A 12,812-nucleotide genomic window follows, 5' to 3' on the forward strand; every position below is an offset into this window, starting at 1 on the left:
ATTATGAAGTACGGTTTCTTTGATGATACCAATAGAGAGTATGTAATTAACTCGCCAAAAACACCATTCCCATGGATCAATTATCTTGGGAACAAGGACTTTTTTGGGTTAATTTCGAATACAGCGGGAGGATATACATTCTACAAAGATGCCAAATTCCGTAGATTAACAAGATATCGATATAACAACGTTCCAGTTGATACTGGTGGACGATATTATTACATCAAAGATGAAGATACAGTTTGGAATCCGGGATTTAAACCCTGTCAGACCAAACTAGATCATTACGAATGTAGACATGGATTGGGTTATACCAGATTTACAAGTAGTAAAAATGAAATCTCATCAAATCTGTTATGCTTCATCCCTTTGGGATATCATGGAGAAGTACATCTTCTAAAACTAAAGAACAATTCAAATAAATCTAAAAAAATAAAACTGTTCTCTTTTGCAGAATGGTGCCTTTGGAATGCCGAGGATGACATGAGTAATTTCCAGAGAAACCTATCGACAGGTGAGGTAGAAATTGAAGGTTCTGCCATCTACCACAAAACTGAATACAAAGAACGTCGCAATCACTTTGCATTCTTTTCTGCCAATGCTAAAATTGATGGTTTTGATACCGACAGAGAGAGTTTCATTGGCATGCACAATGGATTCAACAATCCTGAGGCAGTTGAAAATGGAACTGCCAAAAACAGTCTTGCCCATGGCTGGTCGCCAATTGCGTCTCATTATTTCAATTTAGAATTAAAACCAGGAGAAGAAAAGAATTTTGTTTTCATCCTGGGATATGTTGAAAATGAGAAGGACGAAAAGTGGGAGTCCAAAGGAGTTATCAATAAAAACAAAGCAAAGATAATGATGAGTCAGTTTGATTCATCGGAAAAGGTTGAAACTGCATTCGATGAGCTCCAAAAGTATTGGATGAATCTATTGGACAGCTTTCAACTTGAGAGTCATGATCCAAAGTTGAACCGAATGGTGAACATTTGGAATCAATATCAGTGCATGGTTACCTTCAATATGTCGAGAAGCGCCAGTTTCTTTGAAAGTGGCATTGGACGGGGAATGGGATTCAGAGATTCCAATCAGGATTTGATTGGTTTCGTTCACCAGGTACCAGATCTGGCGAGAGAACGAATTTTAGATATTGCTGCTACCCAATTCGAAAACGGTGGATGCTACCACCAATATCAGCCCTTAACAAAAATGGGAAATCATACCTTAGGTGGAGATTTTAATGACGATCCGCTATGGTTGATTCTATCGGTAACAACATATATTAAGGAAACGGGTGATTATAGTATTCTTGATGAGCAAGTTCCTTTCGACAATGATGAAAGCAGAGCCAAAAGTTTATTCCATCACCTGCATGTTTCTTTCTATCATGTGGTGAGTAACCTGGGTCCAAATCAACTGCCATTAATCGGTCGTGCAGATTGGAATGATTGCTTAAACCTGAATTGCTTTTCGGAAGATCCGAATGAATCCTTCCAAACCACAGGAAACAAAAAAGGCAATACTGCAGAATCGTTAATGATTGCAGGGCTATTTGTGATGTATGGCAAAGAGTATGTAAAACTCTGTAATCAAATTGGCAAAGAGGATGATGCAAGAACAGCTCAAATCCATATCGACAAGATGGTAGAGGCTGTAAAAAGCAAAGGCTGGGATGGTGAATGGTATTTAAGAGCCTACGATTACTTTGGCAATAAAGTAGGATCAAAAGAAAATGAAGAGGGTAAAATATTCATTGAATCCCAAGGCTGGTGTAGTATGGCCGAAATTGGAGCAGATGAAGGAATGCCGGAAAAAGCATTGAACAGCGTAAAAAAAATGCTGGATACGCCCTATGGAATTGTATTAAACAATCCTGCTTTTACCGAATACCGCATTGAATATGGTGAAATCTCTACTTATCCTGCAGGATATAAAGAGAATGCCGGAATCTTCTGTCATAACAACCCTTGGATCATTATTGGTGAAACCCTGTTGGGACGAGGAGATCAGGCATGGGATTATTTTAAAAAAATATGTCCGGCATACCTGGAAGAAATCAGCGAACTGCACAAAGTAGAACCCTATGTTTATTGCCAGATGATTGCAGGAAAAGATGCTTTTAAGCCAGGCGAAGGCAAAAACAGTTGGCTAACAGGTACTGCTGCCTGGAATTATTATGCGATCACACAGCATATTCTTGGCATACAGCCCGATTACAATGGCTTAAGAATTGATCCCTGTATTCCCTCTGAATGGAAAGAATTTAAGGTAATCAGAAAATTTAGAAAATCGACATACAATATCAACATTTACAACCCAAATGGGAATTGTAAAGGGATAACATCACTCTCAATTAACGGAATAAAGTTAACCGACAATCTTATTCCTGTTCATCCGGAAGGAAATTACCAGGTTGATGTTCACATGTAATATCGAATTTAGCTAAGCCAAAATGATACCCCAATGAATGATCAAGCAAATTATCAAAATAAAAAATGCCGAAAGGATATGTTGGCCCAATCCAATCGGCAAATAATTCATAACAAATTAACGCTAATGAATCATTTCAAATTTATGAAAAAATCTAACAATTCCAGAGCTACTTTGTCTATAGCAGACAAAGGAAAGCAAATAAGAGGCAATTGGATGCTAAAACCGGTCCTCTTATTATTAACCGTTTTATTAAGCACCGCTATGGTTTTTTCTCAGGAAAAAACAATTACCGGAAAAGTAACCGACTCTAACGGACTTGCTTTGCCAGGAGTAAACATCTCATTAAAAGGCACTACAATTGGTACTGTATCTAATATCGATGGTGAATTCTCTATCAGTGCAAGTTCTGAAAGTTTTATTGTATTTAGTTTTATTGGACATACAACTCAAGAAATATTGGTTGGAGATCAAAACACAATCAATGTAATCATGATGGAGGATGCGCTTAGCGTTGACGAAGTTGTTGTAGTTGGATATGGTGTTAAAAAGAAAAGCCTGGTAACAGGTTCCATATCAAGCATTAAATCTGATGACATTCAGAATGTTCCTGTATCAAGAGCTGATCAGGCTATTCAAGGTAAAACCGCTGGTGTATCCATCTTATCTACTTCCGGTTCGCCAGGTGCTGGTGCCAAAATCAGAATTAGAGGTGTAAACTCCAATGGAAATTCAAACCCACTGTTTATTGTTGATGGTATGAAAACCGGCGATATTAACAACATTGATCCGGGAGACATTGAATCAATGGAAGTACTAAAAGATGCAGCATCTGCAGCTATTTATGGTACCGAAGGAGCAAATGGTGTGATTATCATTACAACCAGAAGTGGTAAGGCTGGAGCATCTAAAATCTCTTACGACTTTCAATATGGTCTGCAATCCTCAAGAAGTGACCTGGATCTTATGAATGCGGAGGAATACAAACAATGGATGGCAGAATCAGGAGCTGGCGAGGTAAGCTTAAATGGAAATGATACCGACTGGTTGGATGAACTTTTTGAGATTGCTCCAATGCAAAAACACCACTTAAGTTTTTCAGGAGGAAATGACAAAACCACTTTCTTGATTTCCGGATCTTACTATTCTCAAAATGGTATTGTAGGTGACGATAAAGCAAAGTATGAACGTTTTACAACCAGAGCAAACATTAAAAGTGAATTAAAAGATTGGATCGAAGTTGGTAACAACATCAGTTTCTCGCATTCAAAGCAAAAATACATTGGTGAAGATGATGAATACAGAAGTCCTGTAAATTCAGCTCTTTTGCTAGATCCATTAACTCCTGTAACCTACAATGGAACTCCAGAAAGAGTACAGTCCTTAATTGACGCAGGAAACACGATTCTTACCGATAAGAATGGAAGATATTATGGATTGCCAGAATATGTCACAGGTGAAATTTCAAACCCATTGGCTTTACTAGACACTTATAGAAACACAATTACCCAGGATAAAATTTTAGGTAATGTGTATGCAAAGCTTAAACCTATAAAAGGTTTGACTTTCACCTCTCGTATAGGTTTGGATTTGACTTATCAAACGGATCACAGATGGGCTCCATTATACTATTTCTCATCTGAAAGTCAGAATTCTGAAACTTACGTTGATGATAACATCAACAAATGGTACACATGGTTATGGGAAAACTTTGCTTCTTACAACAAAGCATTTGGAGATCATGACTTCACTGTTTTAGCTGGTTATTCTGCAGAAGAATCTCAAAGTCCTTTATATACCATGCACTCAGGTCCTCTTGTAAAAGAAGGAAGTCAGTATGCACACCAGGGATATGCAACAGGAAACGAAGCTGACAAAGTTGGCGGATCATATGAAGAACATGCCATGACATCATTCTTTGGTCGTTTATCTTACAATTACCTGAACAAATACATGTTGGAATTTTCGATCAGACGTGATGCCGCAGATGTTTTCCCTAAAGATAATCAAGCTGCTGTTTTCTCTGCAGTTTCTGCAGGCTGGACAATTTCAGAGGAAGATTTCTTTGATGTAAAAGGTATAGATTTCTTGAAACTACGTGCCAGCTGGGGAGAAAATGGAAGTCGAGCCAATACACCAGGTAACGAAGGTCAGGAGTTTTATGTATTCAACAGTCAATATCCCGGGGCGGATGATACCTACCAAACAGGTGCTGAAATTGACAAGTTGGTAAATCCAGATTTAAAATGGGAAACTACAGAACAATTAGATCTTGGTTTTGATTTGAGATCATTAAACGGAAAATTATCATTCTCTGCCGATTATTACCACAAGAAAACTAAAGATTTATTAGCGCAAGGTAGTGGTCCTTTATCAGCAGGAAACGATTTTCCAATCATGAACGTTGGGGATGTAACCAACAAAGGATTTGATTTTGAATTGGGCTATACCAACATGGATCATGAATTTAAATACAGCATCAATCTAAATTTGTCTACTCTTGATAATGAAGTAACAAGATTAGATGTTGACAATCCTGTAAAAGGTGATAACCTAAGAGGATACGATTTAACATGGTTTGAAGAAGGATATCCTATCTGGTACTTTAAAGGCTATAAAACCAATGGCATAAATCCAGCCAATGGCGAAGTAAATGTAGTCGATACAAATGACGATGGAGAAATCACGGATGCCGACCAGACTTATATTGGTGATCCACATGCTGATATTTTATATGGAGCTACCTTCAATGCACAATACAAAGGATTCGATTTTAATTTATTCATACAGGGTTCTAAAGGGAATGATGTATTTATGGGTTGGTTCCGCTCCGACAGACAATTCTCAAACAAGCCTAAATTCATGTACGATGATCGATGGACATCGACAAATACGAATGCGAGTCGTCCGGCTGCTAACAACTCAAGCGACTATGTTTACAGAAGTGACTTGATGGTTTCCGATGGATCTTACCTGAGAATCAAGCAAATTCAATTGGGCTATTCATTGCCACAATCCATACTTGAGAAATCAGGTATCGAACGCGCAAGAGTTTTTGTATCTCTTGATGACTTTTTCACTTTTACCGATTATGAAGGATTAGATCCTGAAGCAGGTAGTTCTAACAATACACGACAAGGTGTTGATAGAGGTTTATACCCAGTAGCAGGAAAAGTAATTTTTGGTGTATCTGTTAACTTCTAATATTAAAATCGTAAGACATGAAATTTTCAAAATACTATATATTCATCATAGGATTAGCCTTGACTTTTTCAATTACTTCGTGTAACGAAGATCGTTTCCTGGATAAAGAACCAATTGGTAAATTATCGAGCGAGACCTATTTAGAAACCGACGAAGAAGTAAAAACCGTTATTGTTGGAATCTACAACTCTATGCAAAACAACTTCTCCAGCGGTGCCTGGGCGAGTGTGTATTTCATTAAAAATTTACCTGCCGATGATTGTTTGGCCGGCTCATCACCTGGTGACCAAACAGGCTATCAGAATATTGATGACTTTGCAATTCAAACTACCAACGCAAAGATTGAAGCCATTTGGACCAACTTTTACAAGGCAATTAGTTCTGCCAATACCATTATTAACTTGGTTGAGCCTAATACCGATGCTAAACAAGAAATGATTGCTGAAGCCAAAGCACTAAGAGCATATCAGTATTTAGAACTAGTTACTATGTTTGGAGGAGTACCTTTAATGACTGTAAATCCAGTTAGTTCCGCAGACTATCATCTACCACGATCATCAGTAGCTGATGTTTATACTCAAATTGAGAAGGATTTATCAGAAGCAATTCCTGATCTTCCAATGAAAAGTGAATACAGTGCTGCTGACCGATACAGAATGTCAAAAGGAGCAGCTCAAGCTTATTATGGCAAAGCACTTCTTTATCAGAAGAAATATGCTGATGCTGCCACTCAACTAGCAGCTGTAATTAGTAGAGGCGAGTATGACCTTGAACCTAATTTTGCGGATGTATGGACAAAAGAAACTGAATTTGGACAAGAGTCTTTATTTGAAATCTCTTATACCGCACAAGAGGGATACGACTGGGGTAACTTTCCCTGGGGTGGTGGAAATGAAAACAATATTGAAGTTCAGCTACAAGGTCCTCGTGGCAATTTATTTAATCTTTCCGGATCATCATTGGATATCGTGAATGGTTGGGGATTTAATATGCCATCTGCTAAGATTGGACAGGCATTCATTGATGCAGGTGATACCGAACGCGGAAATGCAACTGTAATATCGGCTGCCGATTTTGAAGCTACAGGAGGTGTAATCGAGGATGAAAACGCACACGATTATGAAGGCTTCATGAGGCTAAAATATGTGACCAGGGCATCAGAAACCAGTACCAATGGAGTTGCAGAATTGAACTATACTACCAACTGGCGTTTATTGCGTTATGCCGATGTGCTTTTAATGGCTGCCGAAGCTTATCACTTTTCGGACCAGGATGGTCTTGCTTTAGTTGAAATCAATAAAGTGAGAGATCGTGCAAGCTTGGCTGATATCGAAGCTTCTGGTGATGTATTTCAGGCTATCGTAACCGAAAGACAATTGGAATTGGCTTTTGAAGGCAGCAGATATTGGGATTTGGTTCGTTGGAATCTTGCGGTACAAGAATTAGGCAGTTTAGGTTATTCAGCGAACAAACATGAATTGTTCCCGATTCCTCAGAATGAAATCATTGCAAACAATTCAATTAGTGAAACCGATCAGAACCCTGGATACTAAAATCATATTATTTAATTACCAAAGGCTACCTCATTGTGGGGTAGTCTTTACCTGTTTCGTAACTTAATAGATATATAAACATGAAACGATTTATTCCATTATTAGCGATTCCCCTGTTGGCTTGTATGCAAGCGGGAGAGAAAACAGACCTAACAAAGAAGAGAGATGAGATGGCAGAAGGCAAGAAAGCCAGTATTTATACTACGGCAAAGGATACTGATTTGCGATTGAATAAATCGGGCTCAGTCCAATTTAAGAAGGCGAAACAAGCATTAGAAACCGAAAATTCCATTTTTGTGAATCCCAACAAAACCTTCCAGACCTTTATTGGAATTGGCGGTGCCATTACCGATTCGTCGGCCGAAATATTCGCAGAATTATCCAAAGAAAAACAGGAAGAGTTGCTTCAGGCTTACTATAGTAAAAGTGGCATTGACTATAGCTTAATGCGAACTTCAATTCATTCTTGTGATTTTAGTAAGGGCAACTTCACCTATATCGAAGAAGGAGATAAAGAATTAAAAACATTCTCGATTGAGATTGACAAAGCCTATCGACTTCCAATGATCAAAAGAGCCATTGAAAAGGCTGGTGGTTCTATGCTATTTTATGCAAGTCCGTGGAGTCCTCCTGCATTTATGAAAGACAGCAAGAACATGTTACGAGGAGGTAAATTGCTTCCTGAATACTACGATGCATGGGCAAAATACTATGCCAAATTCATCAAAGCTTACGAGGCAGAAGGGATACCTGTTTGGGGCGTTACTATTCAGAATGAACCCATGGCAACTCAACGATGGGAATCGTGCATTTATAGTGCTGAAGAAGAAAGAGATTTTCTTAAAAACCATCTTGGCCCTATCCTGGAAAAAGAAGGATTGGGAGATAAAAACATTGTGGTTTGGGATCACAACCGCGATTTGATTACCCACAGGGCAAATACAATTTTTGATGATCCGGAAGCAGCCAAATATGCCTGGGGAACCGGATTCCACTGGTACGAAACCTGGAGAAAAGGAAATCCAATGTTCGAAAACTTACAAAGAATACAGGAATCATATCCTGACAAGAAATTATTATTTACCGAAGGCTGCAACGAAGCATTCGATCCTGAGAAATACCAATACTGGCCAAATGCAGAACGCTATGGACACTCTATGATTAATGACTTTAACCGTGGAACGGTAGGCTGGACTGACTGGAACATTCTTTTGGATGAAACCGGAGGACCAAATCATGTAAACAACCTGTGCTTTGCTCCCATTCATGCCGACACTAGAACAGATAGCCTGATTTACACCCCATCCTACTATTACATTGGTCATTTCTCGAAATTTATCAGACCGGGAGCCAAAAGAGTAAGTACAGTTTCGAGCATCAGTTTCCTGGAAAGCACAACATTTGTAAATCCCGATGGAAAAATGGTTACCGTAGTGATGAATTCAACCGATGAAGAAATAACTTATCAGCTATATGTTGGGAGTAGTACTGCAACTAGTATTACCATTCCGGCAAGGGCAATGCAAAGCATTATATACTAAATCATATTATAAACTCAACCAAAACAAAGAATGATCAAGTTAGAGCAAATATTAGCAGGATGTCTTATCTTTTTTTCTGCTTGCACCAATAAGGGAGACATGAAGAGTAAGGAAGATCAGTTTGTTGAAGAGCTAATGGCAAAAATGACACTGGAAGAAAAAATTGGGCAGATGAACCAATATACCAGTCATTGGGAGATGACCGGACCAGCGCCAAAAAATGCCTCATCGCAGAAACGTTTGGAAGAAATAAAAACTGGTGGTGTAGGATCTATGCTAAATGTAGTTGGAGCCAAGGCTACTTATGAAGCGCAGAAACTGGCAGTAGAAAACAGCAGGTTAGGAATTCCCTTGATATTCGCTTACGATGTAATTCATGGATACAAAACCATGGCACCAATTCCCCTGGCCGAAGCCTGTGCCTGGGATCCTGAAATTTCAAAATTATCCTCTCAACTGGCAGCTCGGGAAGCTTCGGCTGCAGGATTACATTGGACCTTCGCTCCCATGATGGATGTTGGTCGCGATTCCCGCTGGGGTCGTGTGATGGAAGGTTGCGGAGAAGATCCATACCTGGCAAGCGTACTATCTGTGGCAAGAGTTAAAGGTTTCCAGGGTGAAAATCTTTCTAAGGAAAATACAATTGCTGCATGTGCAAAACACTTTGCAGCTTATGCATTTGCCGAAGCAGGACGCGATTACAACACGGTCGACATTGGCACTTACACGCTGCACAACATCGCACTTCCACCTTTTAAAGCGGTTGCAGATGCTGGCGTTAGCACATTCATGAATGCCTTTAATATTATTAATGGTACACCAGCTACTGCAAGTCCTTATTTGCAAAGAGAGATTTTAAAAGGCAAATGGAATTTCGAAGGCTATGTGATTTCCGATTGGGGAAGCATTGAAGAGATCGTTTCCCATGGTGCTGCCGAAGATTTAAAACATGCAGCTGAGTTAGCAGTTAAAGCTGGCTCGGATATGGATATGGAATCGAGTGCTTACCTTCCCTATCTTAAAGAGTTGGTAGAAGAAGGAAAAGTTGATGAAGCCTTAATTGATGATGCAGCCCGAAGAATCCTAAAATTAAAATATCGATTGGGATTGTTTGATGATCCATACAGATATTCAAATGAGGAACGTGAAAAAGAAATCGTTTATAGCAAGGAAAGTCGTGAACAGGCCAGAGAAGTAGCTCGCCACTCCATGGTTTTATTGAAAAATAACGATCAGTTATTGCCACTTTCAAAAAACACAAAATCCATTGCTCTAATCGGTCCATTGGCTGATGATAAGAACTCACCTCTTGGAAGTTGGAGAGCACAAGCCATAAAGAATTCGGCTGTATCGCTATTGGAAGGAATTCAGAACGCAGTAGGATCAACAAGCAAAATCAATTTTGCCAAAGGATGCGATCTGGCTTTGGGAGACAGAAACTTCCTTGACGAATTGGTTTATGCTGAAGCTGATGTCCAAGAAATGGCAAAGGCTGTTGCTGTTGCAAAAAAATCAGATATCGTAATTCTTGCCTTGGGAGAAGACTGTTTTCAGTCGGGAGAAGGCCGCAGTCAGACCGACATTCGCTTAAAAGGAGTTCAAATGGACTTGTACAATAAAATCAGGAAACTGAATAAGAAGATCGTTGTTGTACTGATGAATGGTAGACCAATTGCCATTCCTGAGATTGCTGAAAGTGCCGATGCCATTCTGGAAACCTGGTTTGCCGGTAGCGAAGCTGGAAATGCCATTGCCGATATTTTGTTTGGAGATTTTAATCCTTCAGGCAAACTAACAATGTCCTTTCCATATGCTACAGGTCAATGCCCAATTTATTACAATCATATGAATACAGGACGTCCAAACAATACAGGCAATGTATTTTGGTCGCACTACACCGATGCTCCCAACGAAGCACTTTATCCGTTTGGTTATGGCTTAAGCTACACTTCTTTCGAATATGGAGAAGCAAATGTTGACAAGCAAACTTACAAAATGAATGAAGCGATCCAGTTAAATGTAAAAGTAAAAAACACTGGCAAATTTACTGGCGAGGAAGTGGTTCAAGTTTACATTCAGGATCCTGCTGCTACTTATGCCCGACCAGTGAAAGAGTTAAAAGCATTTCAAAAAATCAGCTTTAAGCCTGGAGAAGAGAAAGAAATTGAATTCAGTTTAGATCAATCTGATTTGGGATATTATTCTCCTGATGGTGAATTTTTATTTGAAACCGGAACATACCATTTGTATGTAGGAACAAATTCAAGAGACGTACAAAAACTTAGTGTTAAGTTCATAGATTAGCTCGCTTGGTTAGAGTTTAAAAGCAAGGTTTATTGATAAGCCTTGCTTTTTCTTTTTGGGATAATGACTTGCATCTAGCTACAAAATCTACTTCTTTTGCAATAATTATTCTATTCTCTTATTTGAATCGCGAATGCATTGTTTCATAACACTTAATACCACATGGCAAGATAAAGAACTTCCAAAGTGCTTTACCAATCCATTTCACTATACCCCTCATCCTTTAAGTATACAAGCAGCTAAACAATTGCAAGCTGAGCTTGGGACTCCCAATCCTGAAACCAAAGGAAAAATGTATGGTGTGCTTATTGTAAAAAACAAGATTGGCGATCTTGGCTTTCTTGCAGCTTATTCTGGCAATGATCAACCGCAGGTAAGCCAAATCCCTTTTGTACCACAAGTGTTTGAAGTTACAAATCCCTATGGTTTCTTTCGCAAAGGAGAAGCTGGCTTAAATATGCTTAACGAAGAGATTTACAAAGCAGAAAACTCTACTCAACGACAACAGCTTTTAAAAGAGCTTGAACAAGCAAATGAAAAATCAAATGATACAATAAAAGCTGCAAAACTGGCAATGGCAAAAGCCAAAAAAGAAAGGCAAGCCAAGAGGGCAGAAGCTGAAAATCACACGAACGAGGATAACATACTTCAACAGCTTATCAAAGAAAGCCAAACTGAGAAAAGCAATTTCAACAAACTTAAGAAAGAGTGCAAAAAGAGAGTTGAAGCAGTTGAGTTAAAACTTGACACCTACAATCAACGTGTGAATGAGCTAAAAAAACAACGCAAAACCCAATCAGCTCAACTTCAACAACAAATATTCGATAGTTATATTTTCTTGAATTGCAAAGGAAAGGAAAAGAGTGCAAGCCTTATTTTTAGGCAAACAGGTGCGAAAGTTCCTCCTGCCGGTGCTGGCGATTGCTGCGCTCCCAAACTATTACAGTATGCCTTTCAGAACCAATTACATCCCATTGCCATAGCCGAATTTTGGTGGGGACCGTCTCCAAAAAAAGAAATTCGCAAGCATGCCTACTTCTACCCTGCCTGCAAAAGCAAATGCGAACCAATACTCGGTCACATGCTTAAAGGGCTGGAAATAGAAAAAGCCAAAGAAGAAAATAGAAAATTAGCCATCAAAGTGCTTTATGAAGATGATGCCATTGCCATAGTCAATAAACCTTCCGGCCTCTTATCTGTACCAGGAAAAGAAGAACAAGAATCGGTTTATACGCAGGCCAAAGCTCTTTATCCAAATGCCGACGATCCGCTTATTGTTCATCGTCTTGATATGGCTACATCGGGCATTTTACTTATTACCAAGACCAAATCGGCGCATGAAAACCTGCAGAAACAATTTCTGAACAAAAGCATTCAAAAAAGATATGTCGCCATTCTGGATGGTATCATAAAGGAAGACTCTGGCATCATTGATCTCCCACTACGTGTTGATCTGGATGATCGGCCTCGCCAATTGGTTTGTTTCGAACATGGCAAACCAGCACTTACCAAATGGGAAGTAATTGAGCGAACAGCAAGTCAAAGTAAAGTTCATTTCTACCCTATTTCAGGTCGCACACATCAGCTGCGGGTACATGCAGCTCACCCGCTTGGACTAAACACTCCCATTGCTGGTGATCCATTATATGGTTTGAAGGCAGATCGCCTGATGTTGCATGCCGAAGAAATTACATTTATTCATCCTTCAACACAGGAGAAAGTTACTTATAAATACAAAGCTGATTTTTAAGAATCAGTATGATTCATAGTAAATAGC

6 protein-coding genes are annotated in these 12,812 nt (G+C 39.2%); all 6 read left to right on the top strand.

What is annotated here, in order from left to right; genetic code table 11:
* Positions 1–3: 3 nt before the first annotated feature.
* Entirely contained in the window at positions 4–2,433 is a 2,430-nt protein-coding gene (locus tag BXY64_RS18420) for a GH36-type glycosyl hydrolase domain-containing protein (RefSeq protein WP_120241450.1), read from the top strand.
* Between the two features lie 144 nt (positions 2,434–2,577).
* On the top strand, positions 2,578–5,637 hold the full coding sequence (locus BXY64_RS18425; protein WP_170150703.1) for a SusC/RagA family TonB-linked outer membrane protein: 3,060 nt from the start codon (positions 2,578–2,580) through the stop codon (positions 5,635–5,637).
* Positions 5,638–5,654: 17 nt separating this feature from the next.
* Positions 5,655–7,190 carry a RagB/SusD family nutrient uptake outer membrane protein gene (locus BXY64_RS18430; protein ID WP_120241452.1) on the top strand — a complete coding sequence of 512 codons (1,536 nt, stop codon included), beginning with the start codon at positions 5,655–5,657 and terminating at the stop codon, positions 7,188–7,190.
* Between the two features lie 80 nt (positions 7,191–7,270).
* Positions 7,271–8,731 (top strand): glycoside hydrolase family 30 protein, encoded by a 1,461-nt coding sequence (locus tag BXY64_RS18435; protein ID WP_120241453.1) that lies wholly within the window; start codon positions 7,271–7,273, stop codon positions 8,729–8,731.
* Between the two features lie 30 nt (positions 8,732–8,761).
* Complete coding sequence (bglX, locus tag BXY64_RS18440; protein ID WP_120241454.1) at positions 8,762–11,035, top strand: beta-glucosidase BglX; 2,274 nt, start codon at positions 8,762–8,764, stop codon at positions 11,033–11,035.
* A gap of 133 nt (positions 11,036–11,168) precedes the next feature.
* Positions 11,169–12,785 (top strand): RluA family pseudouridine synthase, encoded by a 1,617-nt coding sequence (locus tag BXY64_RS18445; RefSeq protein WP_120241455.1) that lies wholly within the window; start codon positions 11,169–11,171, stop codon positions 12,783–12,785.
* Positions 12,786–12,812: the final 27 nt, after the last annotated feature.

This window comes from Marinifilum flexuosum (genome assembly GCF_003610555.1).
Classification (GTDB): Bacteria; Bacteroidota; Bacteroidia; order Bacteroidales; family Marinifilaceae; genus Marinifilum; species Marinifilum flexuosum.

Bases quoted from the DNA above. Each gene is read 5' to 3' on its own strand.
- BXY64_RS18420 (WP_120241450.1), top strand. From the start codon at position 4: ATGAAGTACGGTTTCTTTGATGATACCAATAGAGAGTATGTAATTAAC.
- BXY64_RS18425 (WP_170150703.1), top strand. From the start codon at position 2,578: ATGAAAAAATCTAACAATTCCAGAGCTACTTTGTCTATAGCAGACAAA.
- BXY64_RS18430 (WP_120241452.1), top strand. From the start codon at position 5,655: ATGAAATTTTCAAAATACTATATATTCATCATAGGATTAGCCTTGACT.
- BXY64_RS18435 (WP_120241453.1), top strand. From the start codon at position 7,271: ATGAAACGATTTATTCCATTATTAGCGATTCCCCTGTTGGCTTGTATG.
- bglX (WP_120241454.1), top strand. From the start codon at position 8,762: ATGATCAAGTTAGAGCAAATATTAGCAGGATGTCTTATCTTTTTTTCT.
- BXY64_RS18445 (WP_120241455.1), top strand. From the start codon at position 11,169: ATGCATTGTTTCATAACACTTAATACCACATGGCAAGATAAAGAACTT.